This window comes from Tistlia sp., assembly GCF_040905785.1.
In the GTDB taxonomy this organism is placed as follows: domain Bacteria; phylum Pseudomonadota; class Alphaproteobacteria; order Kiloniellales; family DSM-21159; genus Tistlia.
The window spans coordinates 1-18,184 of the sequence record NZ_JBBDQW010000072.1; the positions used below are offsets into that span (position 1 = coordinate 1).

The 18,184-nt window shown below is 72.2% G+C and carries 18 protein-coding genes; 8 read left to right on the forward strand and 10 right to left on the reverse strand.

The genetic code is table 11. From position 1 onward, the window contains the following. Nucleotides 1-121: 121 nt before the first annotated feature. The 5 genes from WD341_RS16075 to WD341_RS16095 form a co-directional block, all read right to left on the reverse strand. A complete protein-coding gene (locus WD341_RS16075; protein ID WP_368426491.1) occupies nucleotides 122-475 on the reverse strand; it encodes a hypothetical protein in 354 nt (117 codons plus the stop codon). An 87-nt stretch (nucleotides 476-562) separates the two neighbouring features. Then, nucleotides 563-1,081: an Hsp20/alpha crystallin family protein gene (locus tag WD341_RS16080; protein WP_368426492.1), complete on the reverse strand. Its 519-nt coding sequence runs from the start codon at nucleotides 1,079-1,081 to the stop codon at nucleotides 563-565. 341 nt (nucleotides 1,082-1,422) lie between these two features. Continuing rightward, on the reverse strand, nucleotides 1,423-1,716 hold the full coding sequence (locus WD341_RS16085; protein WP_368426493.1) for a hypothetical protein: 294 nt from the start codon (nucleotides 1,714-1,716) through the stop codon (nucleotides 1,423-1,425). 232 nt (nucleotides 1,717-1,948) lie between these two features. After that, a complete protein-coding gene (locus WD341_RS16090) occupies nucleotides 1,949-3,325 on the reverse strand; it encodes a glutamine synthetase (RefSeq protein WP_368426494.1) in 1,377 nt (458 codons plus the stop codon). After that, nucleotides 3,322-4,272, reverse strand: a complete 951-nt coding sequence (locus tag WD341_RS16095) for a MurR/RpiR family transcriptional regulator (RefSeq protein ID WP_368426495.1) — start codon at nucleotides 4,270-4,272, stop codon at nucleotides 3,322-3,324. Before WD341_RS16095 ends, WD341_RS16090 begins: the two co-directional genes overlap by 4 nt. A 242-nt stretch (nucleotides 4,273-4,514) precedes the next feature. Here WD341_RS16095 and WD341_RS16100 point away from each other — a divergent pair, with 242 nt between their 5' ends. Beyond that, a complete protein-coding gene (locus WD341_RS16100; protein WP_368426496.1) occupies nucleotides 4,515-5,675 on the forward strand; it encodes an ABC transporter substrate-binding protein in 1,161 nt (386 codons plus the stop codon). 89 nt (nucleotides 5,676-5,764) lie between these two features. Here the strand turns inward: WD341_RS16100 and WD341_RS16105 are convergent, their stop codons facing one another. Then, nucleotides 5,765-6,385 (reverse strand): cysteine hydrolase family protein, encoded by a 621-nt coding sequence (locus tag WD341_RS16105; protein ID WP_368426497.1) that lies wholly within the window; start codon nucleotides 6,383-6,385, stop codon nucleotides 5,765-5,767. After that, nucleotides 6,382-7,227: an N-formylglutamate amidohydrolase gene (locus WD341_RS16110; protein WP_368426498.1), complete on the reverse strand. Its 846-nt coding sequence runs from the start codon at nucleotides 7,225-7,227 to the stop codon at nucleotides 6,382-6,384. Before WD341_RS16110 ends, WD341_RS16105 begins: the two co-directional genes overlap by 4 nt. 175 nt (nucleotides 7,228-7,402) lie before the next feature. Here WD341_RS16110 and WD341_RS16115 point away from each other — a divergent pair, with 175 nt between their 5' ends. The 6 genes from WD341_RS16115 (at nucleotide 7,403) to WD341_RS16140 (ending at nucleotide 12,057) form a co-directional block, all read left to right on the forward strand. Continuing rightward, complete coding sequence (locus WD341_RS16115) at nucleotides 7,403-8,203, forward strand: ABC transporter ATP-binding protein (RefSeq protein ID WP_368426499.1); 801 nt, start codon at nucleotides 7,403-7,405, stop codon at nucleotides 8,201-8,203. Beyond that, nucleotides 8,197-8,922, forward strand: coding sequence for an ABC transporter ATP-binding protein (locus WD341_RS16120; protein WP_368426500.1), 726 nt, complete (start codon nucleotides 8,197-8,199; stop codon nucleotides 8,920-8,922). Before WD341_RS16115 ends, WD341_RS16120 begins: the two co-directional genes overlap by 7 nt. Continuing rightward, nucleotides 8,919-9,812 carry a branched-chain amino acid ABC transporter permease gene (locus tag WD341_RS16125; RefSeq protein ID WP_368426501.1) on the forward strand — a complete coding sequence of 298 codons (894 nt, stop codon included), beginning with the start codon at nucleotides 8,919-8,921 and terminating at the stop codon, nucleotides 9,810-9,812. Before WD341_RS16120 ends, WD341_RS16125 begins: the two co-directional genes overlap by 4 nt. Next, entirely contained in the window at nucleotides 9,809-10,819 is a 1,011-nt protein-coding gene (locus WD341_RS16130) for a branched-chain amino acid ABC transporter permease (protein WP_368426502.1), read from the forward strand. Before WD341_RS16125 ends, WD341_RS16130 begins: the two co-directional genes overlap by 4 nt. Continuing rightward, nucleotides 10,816-11,430, forward strand: a complete 615-nt coding sequence (locus WD341_RS16135) for a cysteine hydrolase family protein (RefSeq protein WP_368426503.1) — start codon at nucleotides 10,816-10,818, stop codon at nucleotides 11,428-11,430. The genes WD341_RS16130 and WD341_RS16135 overlap by 4 nt, the downstream gene beginning before the upstream one ends. Before the next feature lie 144 nt (nucleotides 11,431-11,574). Continuing rightward, nucleotides 11,575-12,057 carry a PAS domain-containing protein gene (locus WD341_RS16140; protein ID WP_368426504.1) on the forward strand — a complete coding sequence of 161 codons (483 nt, stop codon included), beginning with the start codon at nucleotides 11,575-11,577 and terminating at the stop codon, nucleotides 12,055-12,057. An 18-nt stretch (nucleotides 12,058-12,075) separates the two neighbouring features. Here the strand turns inward: WD341_RS16140 and WD341_RS16145 are convergent, their stop codons facing one another. Both WD341_RS16145 and WD341_RS16150 read right to left on the reverse strand, forming a co-directional pair. Next, entirely contained in the window at nucleotides 12,076-12,753 is a 678-nt protein-coding gene (locus WD341_RS16145) for an XRE family transcriptional regulator (RefSeq protein WP_368426505.1), read from the reverse strand. 58 nt (nucleotides 12,754-12,811) lie between these two features. Next, entirely contained in the window at nucleotides 12,812-13,474 is a 663-nt protein-coding gene (locus tag WD341_RS16150) for a hypothetical protein (RefSeq protein WP_368426506.1), read from the reverse strand. A gap of 501 nt (nucleotides 13,475-13,975) precedes the next feature. Between WD341_RS16150 and WD341_RS16155 the strand changes: the two genes are divergently transcribed. Then, nucleotides 13,976-15,667 (forward strand): response regulator, encoded by a 1,692-nt coding sequence (locus tag WD341_RS16155; protein WP_368426507.1) that lies wholly within the window; start codon nucleotides 13,976-13,978, stop codon nucleotides 15,665-15,667. 9 nt (nucleotides 15,668-15,676) lie between these two features. On the opposite strand, the gene WD341_RS16160 is transcribed toward WD341_RS16155, so the two are convergent. Further along, complete coding sequence (locus WD341_RS16160) at nucleotides 15,677-18,094, reverse strand: glycogen/starch/alpha-glucan phosphorylase (RefSeq protein ID WP_368426508.1); 2,418 nt, start codon at nucleotides 18,092-18,094, stop codon at nucleotides 15,677-15,679. Between the last annotated feature and the right edge of the window lie 90 nt (nucleotides 18,095-18,184).

Sequence of the window (18,184 nt, forward strand, 5' to 3'; positions counted from 1 at the left end):
CCGGGCCCTAACCTGTTGACCTAGCGACGGATAGACGGCCCGCCCCTGGGCACCATTTCCCCCATTTCCGAAAAGCCTCTGAGCCGCCCGGGCGCGACGTTGCGCGTCGCCCGGGACGATCCTAGGGCGCCGCCACGCCGGCCTGCTGCAGAGCGGCCAGCTGGTCGGCGACCGCCTGGGGGTCGAGGGCGAGGTCGATCGCCAGGGCGAGCAGGAGCAGCGCCGCTGCTTGGTCCCAGAGGGTGACCTGGGGCGCCCAGACCGGCTCGCGCAGCAGGGCTGCGGCGAGCAGGCTCCCGAGCGCCGCCCACTGCAGCAGGCCGCCGAAGATCGCCCAGGCCAGGGGCGGCGGCGCCAGCGAGGCGAGGAAGAAGGCGCCGGCGACGGTGCCGCCGAGCACCAGCAGCCGGTCGATGTCTGGGTCGTGGTCGCCTCTGTTGCGATGTCTCGTCAGGTTGCCGGGGTCGAAGCGCATGGCTGCACCTCCCTGGGCGAAGGCGTTGCGGGCCGCTCGGGAAGGGGCGCCGGCGAGGCCCGCGGCCCGCCGGCTCCCGAAGGCCGCTCACGCGGCGCGCTGTGCGGCCTTCCCCTTGCGGACCTCGATGCGCCGGGTCTCGCGGCGCGCCTCCTCGGTCTTGGGCAGCGTCACCTTGAGCACGCCGTCCTGGAAGCTGGCCGCGACCTTGTCGCGGTCGACGTGGGGCGGCAGGGGCATCACGCGCTGAAACCGGCCCCAGCGCCGCTCGCTCACCAGCCAGCCGGTGCCGGCCTCCTCCTGTTGGCGGTCCTGGCGTTTCTCGCCTTGGACGATCAGGCGATCGCCCTCGAGCGTGACCTCGACGTCCTTCTCGTCGAGACCGGGCAACTCCATGGTCATCTCCACAGCCGCGTCGTTCTCTGCGACGTCGGTGCTGGGCGTCCAGCCGAAGCGGTTGCCGCCCGAGGGCGCCAGGTCCCAGCGCCGCCAGACCTCGTCGAAGAAGCGGTCCATCTCGCGCTGGAAGCTCGCCAGCGGGTGCTCCTCGACGGCGCGACCGATCTCGGTCTTGCGATTCCAGGGAATCAGGCTGTTCAGTTCCATGGCTCCTTCTCCTCCTTGCGAAGCAAGACGTGAACCTCGACCGGCCCCGGCTCGTGGCGACCGGTCAGCGGGATGAAAGCACCACCACCCAGAAGGGCGGCGCCCAGAAAAAGGGAGCCGGCGCGATCAGCCAAGCGGCGAGACCGGCGGCGGCCAGCCAGTCCGGCTCTCTGGACCGGCCCGCGGCCATGCCGGCTCCCTGTCTCGAGCGATGTCGGCCGTCGCTGCGCAGGGCCTCGGGCCCGGCGGCTGCAGGACCGCGTGTCAGCCGTCTCGCAGCGGCCGGGCGGGCCGAATCGCAAGGGAGCGGCCTCGGCATCGGACGCCCTCCAGCGCGCGGCTCACCTCGCCCGCGGCCCGGCCCCCGCGAGGCCGGGAGCGCCGATCCGCGGCGAGAGGGCGCGCTTCAAGGCGCGGCGTATCGCCTCCAGGTCGTCGAAAATCCGGCCGTCCAGCTCGGCGAGCCAGGTCTGGTCCGAGAAGAACTGGACGCGACGGCCGAGGGTGACGGCCTGGCCGACGATGCGGCCGCCCAGGCTGACGTGCTCGGACTGCGGATCGAGGAAGAGATCGGGCGCGCCCGCCAAAAGCGCGGGAGCGGCCTGGGATTCGGCGAAAGCTTCGCTTGCCTGCATGGCTCGACATCCTCCGCAAAGCGATGACAAACCGCGGTTCCACCTGGAACCCGGGCCGCCCCATCAGGCGGCGGCCGCAGAAGCGATATTGGTGAGGCGGCGGGCCGGTTCAAGACCCCCTAAGTGCCTAGACGTGTTAGGGAAGTAGACGCATGCCGCTCGCACCGTCCGCTTCGCCCCGAGCGTCGTCGAGGAACGTTGCAGCGCCCGACGCGACACCCCCCGCGCCGCCTCAGTAGGCCAGCGCGTAGCGGGCGCAAAGCTCTTCGGGGGAGAGCTCCTTCATCAGGTCGATCTCGGCGCGCTTGTGGCGCCGGTAGGCCTCGACCAGGACCTCGCCGAAGGCACGGGTCGCCCAGGTCCCGGCCTCGAGGCGGTCGAGGGCGGCGGCGAGGCTGGTCGGCAGGCGCTCGCGGCCGAGCGCGGCCAGCGCGTCGGGCTCGAGCTCGGCGAGGTTCTGGGTCGTCACCGTCGGCAGCGGCAGCCCCTCGTCGAGGCCCTCGAGGCCGGCGTTGACGATGGCGGCGAGCACCAGGTGCGGGCTGGCGGCGGCGTCGGCGGCGCGGTACTCGAAGTTGAAGCGGCCGGCGTGCTGCTCGGCCGAGAGGCCGGTGCCGAACACCGGGCAGATGCGCAGCGAGGCCTCCCGGTCCTGGCTGCCCAGGTTGTTGAAGGCGGCGCTCCAGCGGTTCGGCGTCAGGCGCAGGTAGGAGGGCACGCCGGGGGCGGTCAGCGCGACCATCTCCGGCAGGCGCCGCACGATCCCGCCCAGGAAGGCGGCGGCGGGTTTCGAGACGCCCTCGGGCGCCGCCGGGTCGTGGGACAGCGGGCGGCCCTCGCGGTCCTGCAGGCTGAAGTGGACGTGGACGCCGTTGCCGACGCCGTTCGGGTCGAGGATCGGCGCGAAGCTGGCGCGTGCGCCCAGGCCGCGCGCCGTGGCGCGGGTCAGCTCGCGCAGGATCGAGGCCTCGTCGGCGGCGCGCAGGCCGGGCTGCGGCGCGACGGTGACCTCGCACTGGCCGGGGCCGTACTCCGGCATGAAGGTGTCGAGCTCCAGGCCCGCCCTGTCCAGCACCGCCATCAGGCGGTTCGGGAAGGCGCCGAGCCGGCGCAGAGCGCGCAGCGCGTAGCCCAGGCCCGGCTGCGCCTCGGCGTCCGAGTAGTGGAACTCGTGCTCGAAGCTGGCGATCAGCCGGAGGCCGTGATCGCGCTCCAGGCGCTCCAGGGCGCGCGCCAGCTGGCCGCGCAGGCAGCATTCCCAGGGTGCGCCGTCCAGGGTCAGCAGGTCGCCCAGCACGAAGGACTCGTCGAGGCCCCAGTCGGGCAGCGCGAGGTCGACCTCGCTGGAGAAGTCGGGCCGCAGCATCAGGTCGCCGAGCGCACCCCAGGGGCTCGGCGCGATCGGGCCGAAGGCGGTGATCATGACGTTGGTCGGCGTCCAGCCGACTCCGATCTCCCGCCGCCTCTCGATGGCGCGCCGGGGCATCGCCTTGCCGCGCAGCTGGCCGGCGATGTCGGGCGTGCAGACCATGATCAGGTCGGTGTCGGGGCGGGCGCCCTGGGGCCGGGCATTCTGGGACTCGGCGTTCTGGGAGCGGTTCGGCGTCATGTCTCGTCTTTCTTGGTACTGCGGGCGAGGGGGTCGTGCGTCAGGGCGTGCTCGAGGGGGCCGTCCTTGGGGATGCCGGGCCAGGCGAGGTTGAGGTTGGTCTCGACGCAGTCCAGCTCCTCGCACAGCGCCAGGCGCTCCTTGAGCGAGTCCTTGAGCCGGATCGCGAGCGCGCCGATCAGGCTCTCGGCCAGGACCAGCGGTGCGGCGAAGCTGTCCATCAGCGAGGGCGAGGCGGTCGGCAGCTGGAAGGTGTAGTCGGCCTCGAAGGTCGCCCGGTCGGCCCAGACGTCGGTGACCACGACCAGCCGGGCGCCGCGCTGCTTGGCCAGGGCGGCGAAGCGGCGGACGGTGCGCTGGTAGCGCCGGATGTCGAAGACGACGACGGTCGACCGCGAATCCATGTCCACCAGCAGCCGCGACCAGCCGTCCGGCTGGCCGTCGGCCAGGTGGACCTTGTCGCGCAGCACCCCGAGGTAGTCGGCGAACAGGCCGGCGACGTAGCGCGAATAGCGGCCGCCGATGCAGTAGGTCGTGCGCCGCGGATCGGCGAGCAGCTCGACGACATCCTGGAAGTCGGCCTCCAGGACGCCGCGCGCGCCCTCCTTCAGGTTCCCGCCGACCTGGGCGAAGGTGGCCTGGGCGAAGCTGCCCGGTGCGCCCGGCGCCGGGTCGAAGCGGTCCGAGGGGCCTTGCAGCAGCGTGTTGAGGTCGCGCTTCACGGCCTCTTGGAACTGCCCGTAGGTCTCGTGCCCGAGCCGGTTGACCAGGCGCAGCACGGTGGCGGTGCTGACGCCGGCGCTGTCGGCCAGGGCGGCCACGGTGGACAGCGCCGAGACGGGGTAATCCTTGAGGATCGCCCGCGCCACGCTCTTCTCCTGCTTGCCGAGCTCGGCGTAGGCGGCTTTCAGTGCCCCGGCCAAGCTGCGGTCCCTGTCGACCTCCACGTGCGATCCGTCCGTTGGGTTGCGATGGCTCTTCGAGCGGCCCGGCGGCGGGCAAAGCCGGACCGCCGACGCCGAAGAACCTATTGGTACATCTGCAATCCCTCAAGACGAAAATGTACGATACTGTTGACTCTACGCCCGGCTCGGCTAGCCTTCCGGCCAGGTAACGGTGATGGAAGCAGCGGCGGTCGCTCCCGGAAGAATGGGGTGGCGCCCCTGGCAGCGAACAACGGGGAGATGACATGACGGGACTTTCCAAGACACTCGCACTCGCGCTGGCCGCCGGCCTCGGGCTGGGGCTCGCTGCGACGGGCGGCGCCTCCGCCCAGGAGCCGATCAAGATCGGCGCCCTCTACAACGTGACCGGCGGCATGTCCTCGCTCGACGGCCCCTCGCTGCGCGGCGCGGAGCTCGCGGCCAAGCAGGTCAACGAGGCCGGTGGCGTGCTCGGCCGGCAGATCGAGGTCGTGGCGATCGACACGCGCACCGACCAGCAGGAGACGGCCAAGGCGGCACAGCGCGTGCTGTCGGACGGCGTGGTCGCCGGGATCGGCATGTCCGACACGACCTTCGTGATGGCCGCGGCCCCCCTGTTCCAGGAGGAGGGCATCCCCTTCGTCACCTCCGGGGCGACCCATCCGGAGCTGCCGGCCTGGGTCGGCGACCACATGTTCATGACGCCCTTCGGCGACGACGACCAGTCCTACGCGATCGCCGACTACGCCTACGACAAGCTCGGGCTCCGCAAGGCCGCGGTCTGGACCGACCAGTCGATGGACTTCACCAAGGCGCTCAGCAAGTTCTTCATCGAGCGCTTCGTCGAGCGCGGCGGCGAGATCGTCTCCGAGGACTCCTTCATGATCGGCGACACCGACTTCTCGGCCCAGATCGCGCGCCTGAAGTCGGCGGACCCGGCGCCGGACGCCGTCTTCGTCTCGGCGATCCCGACCGAGGCGGGCCTCTCGGTCAAGCAGATCCGCGAGGCCGGGCTCGAGCTGCCGGTCGTCTCGGGCGACGGCTTCGACACCGACCTGGTCGCGACGACGCCGGGGCCGGAGCTGGCCAACGACGTCTACTTCTCGACCCACACCTACCGGGGCGACGACCGCAAGGAGGTCACGGACTTCATCGCCGCCTACGAGAAGGAGTACGGCGTCGAGCCGGAGAATGCCTTCGCGCCGCTCGGCTACGACGCCCTGATGCTGGTCGTCGACGCGATCGAGCGGGCCGGCTCGGCCGAGCCCTCGGCGATCCGCGACGCCCTGGAGGAGACGCGCGGCTTCACCGCCGTCACCGGCGAGATCTCCTACACCCGCGACACCATGGTGCCGCCCAAGCCGATCTCGATCATCTCGGTGCAGGGCGGCAAGTTCGCCGTCGAGGAGATCTGGCGGCCGGAGTGACCCGCGGGCGCGACGCCGGCAGGACGAAAAAAGGCCCCGCAGTCCGCTGCGGGGCCTTTTCTCATGCCGGTCCCGGCGACGTCGCCCGGTCAGGCGGCCGCCGCGATGTCCGCCAGAATCTCCTCGACCGTCTGCACCCGGCAGTAGCCGCCGAAGGCCCTCAGGGACTGGGCGTGCTGCGCCTCGGTGCCGGCGGCGCAGGCGTCGGCCGCGCAGACCAGGTAGTAGCCGAGGTCGGCGCCGTCGCGCACCGCCATGTCGACGGCCTGGTCGGTCGCCAGGCCGGCGACCACCAGGTTGCGGACGCCGAGGTTGCGCAGCAGGTAGTCCAGGTTGGTCGCCGTGAAGACGCCCGAGGAGGTCCGGCGCAGAAGCAGGTCGTCCTCCTGCCGCCCGGTCTCCGGCAGGGTCTCGGCGAGCGGCGAGCCGTTCGGCACCAGGGTGCCCGCGAGCTTGTGGTCGAGGCCGCGTTCGCGGCCGTCCAGGGTCAGTGCCTCGGTCACCGTGTAGAGGATCTCGCAGCCGGCGGCGCGTGCGCCCGCCACCAGCCGCGCCACGGCCGGCAGCAGGCGCCCCTGCAGCGCCGCGGCGAGCTCCGGCGCCGCGGCGAGCCGCTCGGGCAGCGCCTGGCTTCGCTGCAGGTCGATGACCAGGATTGCGGTGACGGCCGGCGTCAGCGGCCAGTTCCGGACCGGCGCGACCTGCTTCACCGGCCGTCCGCCGCGTCGGGGTCGACCTCGATGCCGACGCGCGCGCAGGCCTCGCGGAGCGCGCCCTCCAGGATACCTGACCAGCGCAGGGTGCCCGCGTCGTCGCGCAGCAGGTCGTTGCGCACCTCGATCTCGACGCAGGGCAGGCCGCGCTGCTCGCCGTGGACCGGGATCGTGTAGTCGGTCTCGGGCCCGACGGCGTAGGGCTCGTTGCGGCCGATCAGGTCGCCGAAGCGGTCGTGCAGCACCTCGAAGAGGGCGGGCGAGAGCGCCGGGTCGCGGTCGTAGAGCACGCCGGCCTCCCAGGGTCGTGCGACGCCGTGGAACGCCGGCGTGAAGCTGTGGATCGTGACCAGCGCCTGCGTCCGGCCTTCGGCGCAGCGGCGGTCGAGCACCCCCGTGACGCCGTCGTGGAAGGGCCGCCAGATCTCGTCGGTGCGCTGGCGTCGTTCGGCCTCGCTCAGGCCCTGGTTGCCCGGCACCGGCAGGCCCTCGCCGGTCTCCGGGATATAGCTCGGCACGTCGGGGCGGCGGTTGGGGTCGCAGAGCAGCCGCGAGTAGCGCTGGTGCAGCAGCGGCGCGTCGAGAGCCCCGGACAGGTGGCGCGCCAGAGCCAGGGCGCCGATGTCCCAGACGAAGTGCGCCTCCCGGTGCTCGGGCGCCAGCTCCAGCGGGCCGAGCCGTGCCGGGAAGCGCCGGCCGCCGTGCTCGCAGACCAGCAGGATCCGGCTGCGCCCCTCGAGGTTCTCGGCGGCGAAGGGCGCGGGCTCGTCGGGTCCCAGCAGGGGCGCCGGCGACGGCCCCTCGACCGGCTCGCCCGGCGCGAGATCGGCTTCGCTCATGCTGCTCTTGTCCATGGTGCACAGGTGGGGTTGCGTGAGGCGGCTCCTAGCACGAACGATTTTGTACATCCAGGCTTGTGGATGCAATTATGTCCGATATTGTCCAAGTCGGGCCGGTCGGGGGGACCGTCGGCACGCGCCACCTACTGGGACAGGCCATGGCACTGGGACCGGCATGACGGATCTGCTCGCGGCCCGGGGGTTGGGCATCGCTTTCGGCGGCGTCGTCGCGCTCCGGGACTTCGAGCTCTCGGTCGCGGAGGGCGACCTGCTGGGGCTGATCGGCCCGAACGGCGCCGGCAAGACCACCGCCTTCAACCTGCTGAGCGGCGTGCTCGCCGGCGGCGCCGGCAGCATCCGCTTCGCCGGCCAGGACATCAGCCGCGCCAGCCCCGAGCGCCGGGCGCGCCTCGGCATGACCCGGACCTTCCAGAACATCCGCCTGTTCGAGGAGCTGACGGTGCTGCAGAACGTCATGGCTGGCGCCCATGCCCGTCACGGCGCCGGCCTCTTCGACGCCCTCTTCGGCGGCCCGCGCCTGAGGCGCAGCGAGGCGGCGATCCGCGAGCGGGCGGAGGCGGTGCTGGCCCGCACCGGCCTCGGCGACCTCGCCCGGCAGCGCGCCGACGCCCTGTCCTACGGCGATCGGCGACGCGTCGAGATCGCCCGCGCTCTCGCCAGCGAACCGCGCCTGCTGCTGCTCGACGAACCGGCCGCCGGCATGAACGAGCGCGAGAAGGCCGACCTCTCGACGCTGATCACCCGGCTGAACGCCGACGACGGCCTGACCATCGTCCTGGTCGAGCACAACGTGCGCATGGTCGCCGGGCTGTGCCGGCGCCTGCTCGTGCTGCACAAGGGCGAGCGCCTGGCCGAGGGTCCGACCGAGGAGGTGCTGCGCGACCCCGACGTCGTCGCCGTCTATCTCGGCCGCCGCCGCCAGCCCGCCGCCGTCGCCGCGAGCGCGCCATGCTGAGGCTGGAGGAGCTGCAGGTCGTGCGCGGGCGTACCCGGGTGCTGCACGGCCTGACCCTGGAGCTGGGCGCCGGCGAGATCGCCGCCCTGGTCGGCGCCAACGGCGCCGGCAAGACGACCACCCTGATGGCGCTGTCGGGCCTGCTGCCGATCGCCTGCGGCCGCGCCACCCTGGAGCTCGAAAGCGGCACGCTCGACGTTGCGCGGAGCACGCCCGCGGCCCTGGTCGCCGGCGGGCTGATCCACTGCCCGGAGGGCCGCCAGGTCTTCGCGCGGCTGACCATCGAGGAGAACCTGCGCCTCGGCGCCTACCTGAACCGCGACGAGGCCGAGGTGCGCCGGCTGCTCGGCGAGGCCTATGCCCTCTTCCCGGTGCTGGGCGAGCGGCGCGGCCTCAACGCCGGCGGCCTGTCCGGCGGCGAGCAGATGATGCTGGCGGTCGCCCGCGCGCTGATGGCCCAGCCGAAGGTCCTGCTGCTCGACGAGCCCTCGCTCGGCCTCGCGCCGCAGATCACCGAGCGGATCTTCGACACGCTGGTCGAGCTCAACCGGGAGCGCGGCGTCGCCATGCTCATCGTCGAGCAGAACGCCATGCTGGCGCTCGAGATCGCCCACAAGGGCTTCGTCATGGAGGAGGGGCGAATCGTGATGTCCGGGACCGGCCGCGCGCTGCTCGAGGACGCCGGCGTCGTCCAGGCCTACCTGGGAGCCTCGGCATGAGCGGCTACCTGCTGCAGCAGCTCGTCAACGGCCTGACCCTGGGCAGCCTCTACGCCCTGGTCGCGATCGGCTTCTCGCTGATCTACGGCGTCGTGCGCCTGGTCAACTTCGCCCACGGCGACCTGATGATGATCGGTGCCTTCTCGACGCTCGGGCTGGTCGCGGTCGGCGAGGTCGCCTGGGCCTTCGTGCCGCTGCTGGTGATGGCCGGCGGCTTCGCGGCCGGCGGCGTCATCGAGCGTCTCGCCTTCCGCTCGCTGCGCGGCGCGCCGATGATCACCGGCTTCATCGTCACGCTCTCGGCCTCGGTGGCGATCCAGAACCTCGGGCTGATGATCCTCGGCGCGCAGCCGCGCAACTTCGGCTTTCCCAGCGTCTTCCGCGAGCGCCTGGCCCTGGGCCCGGTCAACATCGCGGTGATCGACCTGGCGATCCCGGCGGCGACCCTGCTGCTGGCCGGGGCGGTCGTGCTCTTCGTGCAGCGCACGCGCCTGGGCATCGCCATGCGCGCGGTCTCGGAAAACGCCGTGGCGGCGCGGCTGATGGGCATCTCGCTCAACCGCGCGGTGCTCGCCGCCTTCGGCCTGGGCGGCGCGCTGGCCGCCATCGCGGGCCTGTTCTGGGGCGGCAAGTTCGGCCAGATCGATCCGCTGATGGGCTTCGTGCCCGGCCTCAAGGCCTTCGTCGCGACGATCATCGGCGGTGTCGGCTCGGTGCCTGGCGCGGTCCTCGGCGGCTACATCCTGGGCTTCGCCGAGGTCGCCTTCGTCGGCTTCATGCCCTCCGAGTACTCGGGCTATCGCGACGCCTTCGTCTTCGCCCTGCTGATCCTGATCCTTCTGCTGCGCCCCCAGGGCCTGTTCGGCCGCGAGGAGGAGGAGCGCGCATGACCCCGGCCCGGCTTGCCCGGCGGCTTTCCCGGCGCCTATCGCAGCGCCAGGCCCTGGTCCTGCTGGTTCTGCTGCTGGCCGGGACGGTCGTCCTGCTCGAGCTGCTCGGCAGCGGCTACCACCGCACCTTGGGCGCCCTGACCTTGATCAACGTCATGCTGGCGGTCAGCCTGACCATGACCAACGGCTTCACCGGGCTGTTCAGCCTGGGCCATCCCGCCTTCATGACGCTCGGCGCCTACGTCGCCATCGCCTTCACCTATCCAGCGGCGCGCAAATCCTTCGCCATGCCCGACCTGCCGGCGGTCTTCTCCGGCATCGAGTGGCCGCTGCCGGTCGCCGCCCTGATCGCGGCGCTGGCCGCGGCCGCCGCGGCGCGCCTCGTCGGCGCCTCCGTGCTGCGCCTCAAGGTCCACTACCTGGCGGTCGCGACCCTGGGGCTGATCATCATCGTGCAGAGCCTGGCCCTCAACCTCGACGGCCTGACCCGCGGCGGCCGGGGCCTGACCGGCGTGCCGCGCTCGGCCGAGCTGTGGCTGATCGCGCTTGCGACCCTGGTCGTCGTGGTCGGCTGCTGGCGGCTGAAGCATGCCTCGATCGGCCGCGCCATGCTGGCGGTGCGCGAGAACGAGATGGCGGCGCGCTGCTTCGGCATCGACGCCGTCGGCCTCAAGATCACGGCCTTCGTGCTGGGGGCCGGCGTCGCCGGCTTCTGCGGCGCGCTGCTGCCGCACGTGGTCGCCGTGATGACGCCCAAGTCCTTCGGCCTGATGCTCGCCTTCAACCTGGTCGCGATGATCGTCGTCGGCGGCCAGGGCAGCATCCTGGGCGCGATCTTCGCCGCCCTCGCCTTCAGCCTGGGCAGCGAGGCCCTGCGTCCCGTCGAGGAGTCGCTCGGGCTCTACGGCATGACCCAGGTCGTCGTGGCGGTCGCGCTGATCCTGGTGCTGATCTGGCGGCCGAAGGGCCTGTTCGGCCTCGACGAGCCGCTGGTGGAGGTGAAATGACCGGAGACTTCAAGCCGGGCCGCTCGGACCTCCGCCGCCTTGACTCTCGCAGCACGGCGCTGCTCCTGATCGACGTGCAGAACTACGTGCTCGACCCGGACAAGCACCCGCCGCGCCCGGCCTTCTACGAGCGGGCCGGGGGGCTCGTGCTGCCGACGCTGCGGGACCTGCAGGCGCGCGCCCGGGCCGCCGGCGTCGAGGTGATCTTCACGGTCATGGAGAACCTGACCCGCGACGGCCGGGACCGCAGCCTCGACTACAAGCTCTCGGGCTTCTTCATCGCCAAGGGCTCGGCGGAGGCCCGCGTCGTCGAGGCGGTGGCACCGGCCGCCGACGAGATCGTCCTGCCCAAGACCTCGGCCTGCCTGTTCAACTCGACCTGCTTCGACTACCTGCTGCGCAATCTCGGCGTCGAGACCGTCCTGTGCACCGGCTTCCTGACCGACCAGTGCGTCGAGCAGACCATGCGGCAGGGCTGCGCGCGCGGCTATCGCATGGTCTGCGTCACCGATGCCTGCGCCGCCGACACGCCGGAGCGGCACGAGCAGGCCTTGGCGCGCTTCAGCGGCTACGGCGCCCAGGTCGCGGCAGGCGACCTCGGCTTCGCGTAGAAGTGCTTCTCCCTGTTCCTTCCGAGCGCGCACTTGTGCTCCGCCGGCGATGCTGAAGCTGACGGTTGTATTCCGAAACCGCAATTGATCCGGAGCGAGCCACCGGGCTATTCTTCCGCGGCCCGCCGGGATAACTTCAGATCTATGAACGAGTTCAGTCTCCCGCCCCAGGCGATCGACGACATGCAGTGGGTGCTCGCCCACTGGCGTGCCCAGAAGGGCGCGCAGGCGCTGCCGTCGAAGAGCCTGATCGACGTGACCGACTTTCCGGCCCGCCTGCTGCCGATGCTGTTCCTGCTCGAGCGCATCGAGGCGGAAGCCAGCTACGTGGTGCGTCTGGCAGGGACCTCCTACCGGTTGATCTACGGCCGCGAGATCACCGGGCTGACGGTCGACGAGCTGCTCGCGCATTCCGACGCCGGCACCAACCTGCGGGCCGACCTGAGCCGGGCCCTGGAGTCAGCCGAGCCGGTCTTCATCGACGGCCTGATGACCTGGCCGGCGAGCGGCGCGAAGGTGCCATACCAGCGCCTGCTGCTGCCCTACTGCGCCGAGCCGGAGGGCCCCGTGCGCTTCCTGCTGGGCGTCGCCCGCATGACCGACCCGCGGATCGCGCTGCGCACCTGAAGGGCGTCCGTGCCCAGGCTAGCCGCCGTACCAGACGCCGACCACCAGGTGCAGGCCGACGACCAGGTCGCGCGCGAGCTCGAACTCGCCGGGAGGGTTGAGCTGGCGCAGGCGCACCCGCGCGCCGTCGAGCGCGACCAGCTCCTTGACGTAGGCGGCGTGCTGGCTGTCGTCCGATGCGCGGATCACCAGCACGTCCTGGCCGCGTCTGACCGGCCGCTGCGGGTGGACCAGCAGCAGGTCGCCCTGGCGATAGCGCGGCTCCATCGAGTCGTTGACGACGTACATCGCGAAGGCGCTGGGCACGCCGGCCAGGGGCGAGGGCCGCTCGATCCACTCGATCGGTTCGTAGCTGACCAGCATGCCCTCCGGCCCGCCCTGGGCGCTGGCGTAGACCGGCAGGTCGCGGGCGCCGAAGCTGGTCGGCACCGCCCCGCCGGCGTTGGGCAGCGGCGCGGCGACGCCGGGCGGAGTCGCGGCGCGCCCGCCGCCTGCCGGCTCCAGCCGGCCGTCGAGCAGCGCTTCAGGGTCGGCGGCCATCTCGCGCGCCAGGCGGACAAGATATCTAGGCGTTCTGGTGTCGCCCGACTCGAGCTGCTGGATCGCCTGCTGGGAGACGCCGACCAGCTTCGCGAGCTGCGGCTGGGAAAGCCCGCGCTCCTGGCGCCAGACTCGAACGATCGCTGCAAGGGACATGGAGGAACTTAACAAGAAAGGCCTGCTGGAATGCAACAACGACGATTGTTGCCCGGGGTCAGTCGGAACCGGAATCGCTGTCGGAGAACAGGCTGCTGAACCGCGAGACGATCAGGGCGACGCCGACCAGTCCGGCGACGTAGATCCCATAGCGCTGCACGAAATCCTCGCCGGGCTGGGCGCGGTTGGCGGCCTCGACGTTCGCCAGGTCTGCCGACTGCAGGAAGTCGACCAGCCGGGCCGCCTGCTCGCGGTAGGCCGGCGACGCGACCGCGCTGTCGGTGGTCCGGCCTTCGCTGAGATTGCGGAAGGCCTGGGCGGCAGCCAGCGGATGGATCTCCGCGACCCAGTCGAAGCGGGCCAGAAAGAAGCGCGCGCGCGCGGCGGCCTCGGCGTCGTCCTGGCGTTCGGCGGTCTCGGCCAGGCCCTCCCAGGCCGCGCGGAACAGCGGCCAGTCTTCGATCGCCGCCTCGAAGCGCCGCCGCGCTTCGGCCAGGTCGCCGCGCGCCAGGGCTTCGCCGCCGGTCCGGGTCGCCGCGTCGGCGGCGTCGTAGTCGTAGCGCTGCGCCACCTGCTGGGCCGGCGTGTAGATCAGCGGCATCGCCTCGGCGCGCGGCTCGGAGGCGGTGGCCCCAGGCCTGTCCGCGCCACCGCAGGCCGCCAGCGACAGGACCGCGGCGAGTGCGAGAGCGAGAAGGCGGCGCGGCGCGGACGGCGGCAAGGGGCGACTCCGGAAGGACCCTGTATCGGGCTTATCCCGTGGCGGAGCCGGCAGGGTCAAGTCGCGAGCAAAGCGCGCCCGGCGAGCCAGGTTCTCGATTGGCAGCCGTTTGCCGGGCCGCGCGGCCATCGCTCCTTTCCCTGTCTATTGCGCGGTTTTTTTCTGCCAGTTCGCCGCGCCGGCGGCCGCCAGACGACGCGGTCTTGCCATCTTTGCCTTGCAGATTCCATCTCGTGCCGATTGCGCACGGCTTGGCCTGCGCCCGGGCCGACCCCATATCACGGTTGCGGGCAAGGGTAGCGATTGCCCGCCCCGGACACCAGCAAGCGCCGGGCCGTACCGCTGCACAACCCTTCCTTGAACGCTTCGGCGCCATTGGCGCCGGAGCGTCTTTTTTTTACCTGCCGTTGACCAGCGCGGGGCTGGAAACGGCCGGGGCGAGGGTGCAGGCTTTGACTCGGACCTCGCTTTCCCAGCCGGGGCGCTTCGAGAGGCAGGCCGTTGCAGACCGACGTCCCGGAGTCCGGAGACCGCGAGGCTTCCGAGGGCCGCGCGGCGGCCGACGGCCCGGACGGCGAGGATTTGGCCGCGGCGCTCGAGGGCCTGCGGGAGCCGCTGTTCCTCTGCGACGGCCGGGGCCGGATCGCCTACCTCAATCCGGCGCTGCGCCGGCGCCTGGGCGTGCCACCGGGCGACGCCGCGGTCGGCTGCCCCTGGGAGAGCCTCTTCGACGGGGCGTCGCGGCGCCTGATCGAGCGCGAGGCCCTGCCGGCGATCCTGCGCGAGGGCCACTGGCGCGGCCCTGTCGCGCTGGGGCGCGCGGTCGCGCCGGCCCCGGTTTTCCAGCTATCGCTCTCCGCGGCCGATACCGGCGGGCTGCTCGGCCTGCTTCTCGGGGGCGAGAACGAGGGGGCCGGCCCGGAGGGGGGACTGATCTCCCGCGCCGAAGCGCGCAGCGAGCGCCTGGAAGCGCTGCGCCGCTTGGCCGGCGACCTGTCCCACGACCTGAACAACGCCCTCACCTCGATCCTCGGCTTCGCTCGCTTCCTGCGCGAGGACCTGCCGAAGGACAGCCAGCCGCACGGCTTCGCCGGGCAGATCGCGCTCGCGGCCGAGGGCGCCAAACGCAGGCTCGACGAGGCCCTGGCTTTCGCGCGCCCCGGCAGGAGGCCGGGCCAGGCGGTGGCGGTCGGCCCGGTCGTCGCGCAGGCCTGCGCGACCCTGCGGCCGCGCCTTCCGGACGGGACGGCCCTGGACGTCGAGGGCGACCAGGATCTTGCTGTCGAAGCCGAGCCCCAGGTCTTCGCCGAGGTGCTGCGCCAACTGCTCGCCAATGCCGCCGAGGCCCTGGAGGGCCGCGCCGGCCGGCTCGAGGTAAGCTGGCGCCTGGCCGAGGAGCCCGGCCGGCTGCCGGGCCTTGGCAAGCTTGGCGAGCCGGCGCGGGTGATCCTGCAGCGCCAGGCCGACGGCAGGCGCCTGCTCGTCGCGGCCGGCGCCCCCGATCCGGGGCGCCGCTTCCTGGAGCTGGTCGTGCGCGACAGCGGCGCCGGCATGACCGAAGCCGTGCTGGAGCACGCCTTCGAGCCCTTCTTCACGACCCGCGAGCCGGCGCGGGGCCGCGGCCTGGGGCTGTCCTGCGCGTTCGGCCAGGCCCTCGGGCAGGGCGGCGCGATCCTGGTCGATAGCGCTCCGGGCCAGGGCACGGCGGTCCGGCTGCTGTGGCCGGCCGCCGGGGCGGTACCGGGGGAGGCGCCTGCCCCCGGCGATGCAACCGGCCCCGACACGGCGGCCTCGGCGGCGCGTCGGCGGCTACCCAGGGGCCGGGGCCAGCGCATCCTGGTCGCCGAGGACGACCTCGTGCTGCGCGAGGCCCTCGGGGAGATGCTGCAACGGCTCGGCTACCGGCCGCTGTTGGTCGAGGACGGCGAGCGCGCCCGCCACGCCCTCGCCGGGGGTGAGGCGGTCGAGGCCGTGCTGACCGACCGCCGAATGCCGAAGCTCTCGGGCACCGGGCTGATCGAGTGGATGCGCGCCCAGGACCTGCACCAGCCGGTGCTGCTCTGCACCGGCTATGGCGAGGACCTGGACCCGGCCAGCCTGTCGCGCGTCGGCGCCGTTACCCTGCTGTCCAAGCCGATCGACGCCGCGACCCTGGCGCGCAGCCTCGATCGGCTGTTCGCCGGGCAGGGCTGACTCTCCGCGTCAGCCGGCTGGCAGCGCCGGCTCGACCTGCCACATCTCGCGGGCGTAGCCGCGGATCGTGCGGTCGGAGGAGAACCAGCCGGCGCGCGCGGTGTTGATGGCGGCGCGGCGGGTCCAGTCGTCGGTGTCGCGGAAGTCGAGGTCGACGGCGCGCTGGGCGTCGAAATAGGCCTGGAAGTCGGCAGTCACCAGGTAGCGGTCGTCGCGGCGCAGCCGCTCGGCCAGGCCGGCGTAGCGCCCGGGGTCGTCGGGCGAGAAGAGGCCGCTGCCGAGCTGCTGGACGACCTCGGCCAGCGCCGGCGTGTCGGCGATCGCGGCTGCGCCGTCGTGGAAGGGGGCGTGGGCGGCCGCTTCGGCGGCGCTCAGGCCGAAGACGTAGATGTTCTCGGCGCCGACGCGCTCGCCGATCTCGACGTTGGCGCCGTCCAGGGTGCCGATGGTCAGGGCGCCGTTCAGCGCCAGCTTCATGTTGCCCGTGCCCGAGGCCTCCATGCCGGCGGTCGAGATCTGCTCCGACAGGTCCGCGGCCGGGATCATGATCTCGGCCATGGAGACGTTGTAGTTCTCCGGGAAGACCACGCTCAGCCGGCCGGCGAGGCGCGGGTCGGCGTTGATCGTCGCGCCGACGTCGTTGATCAGCTTGATGATCAGCTTGGCGTCGGCGTATCCGGGTGCGGCCTTGCCGCCGAAGATCTTGACCCGCGGCGTCCAGTCGGCCTCCGGCGTGCGGCGCATGGCGTTGGCGAGCGCAGCCGTCTCCAGGATGTTGAGCAGCTGGCGCTTGTACTCGTGGATCCGCTTGATGTGGACGTCGAACAGCGCGTCGGGGTCGATGGTCTGGCCGGTGCGCGCCTTGACGTAGGCGGCGAGGCGCACCTTGTTGGCCCGTTTGGCGCGCGCGAAGGCCGCGCGGAAGCCGGTGTCCTCGACCAGCGGCAGAATCTCCTCCAGGCGCTCCAGGTCGTCGACCCAGGCGTCGCCGATCGCCTCGGTCAGCAGCGCCCGCAGCGGCAGGTTGCAGCCGTAGAGCCAGCGCCGCGGCGTGACGCCGTTGGTCTGGTTGACGATGCGCTCCGGGTGGGCCTCGTGCAGCGCGCGGAACACCGTCTGCTTCATCAGTTCGGTGTGCAGCGCCGAAACGCCGTTGACGCGGCGCGCCATGACGAAGGCCAGCTCGCCCATGCGGATCTCGCCGGAGGGCTCGACGATGCGCAGCGACTCGGGGCGCGGCCGGCCGGCGGCGGCGAGCTCGGCGCGATGCTTTTCGTCGATGCGCTCGACGATCTGCAGGTGGCGCGGCAGGACCCGGCCGAAGAGCGCGCCCGGCCAGCGCTCCAGGGCCTCTGGCAGCAGCGTGTGGTTGGTGTAGTGCAGGCAGCCGCGGGCCAGCTGGGTGGCCTCGTGGAAGGCCAGGCCGTGCTCGTCGACCAGCAGGCGGACCAGCTCGGCGCCGGCGACGGCGGGGTGGGTGTCGTTGAGCTGGATCGCGACCTTGGCCGGCAGCGACTCCAGGCCGTCGTGCTCGGCCAGGTGGCGGCGCAGCAGGTCGCGGATCGAGGCGGCGGTGAAGAAGAACTCCTGCTTCAGGCGCAGCTCGCGGCCCTGCTCGGTCGAGTCGTCGGGGTAGAGCACGCGGCTGATCGTCTCGGCCAGCACCGCCGGCGCCGCCGCCCCGGCGAAGTCGCCGCGGTTGAAGGCGGCGAGGTCGAAGGGCTGGGTCGGGCGCGCCGACCAGAGCCGCAGGGTGTTGGCCCAGGTGCCGCGCCAGCCCGGCACCGGGGTATCGTGGGCGGCGGCCGTCACGACCTCGGCCGGCGTCCAGACCGCTGCGTCGCCGCGGCTGCCGGCAACCGTGCCGCCGAAGCCGATTGCCACCGCCTGATCGGGCCGCTCGAAGTCCCAAGGGGAGCCGTCGGCGAGCCAGTCCTCGGCCTCCTCGACCTGCCAGCCGCCGTGGAAGCGCTGGCGGAACAGGCCGTGGGCGTAGCGGATGCCGTAGCCGTAGGCCGGGATGCCCAGGCTCGAGAGGGAATCCATGAAGCAGATCGCCAGGCGCCCGAGCCCGCCGTTGCCGAGCGCGGCGTCCGGCTCGTCGAGCACGATGGCGTCGTAGTCGGCGCCGAGGTCGGCCAGGGCGTCGCGCACCAGGTCCTCGAGGCCGAGGTTGGCGACCGCGTTCTGCAGCAGCCGGCCGACCAGGAACTCCATCGACAGGTAGTAGACCCGCTTGCGCTGCTCGGCCTGGGCCCTCTGCTCGGCGGCAAGCCAGGGCGTGACGATCTCGTCGCGCACCGCCCGCGACAGGGCGAGGCGCCAGTCGCGCGGGCTCGCCGTGGCCGGACTCTTGCCCAGCGAAAAGGTCAGGTGCTGCTCGATGCGCTGACGCAGCGGCGCCGCGGTCGCGATTCTGGCGGTCATCTGGCTCTGTGTCCGTGGTGGGAGCGGAACCCCTGCGGTCGGGACGTCCCAATCTAGCCGCTCCATGGTGAAGCAAGCCTTAAACCCGCC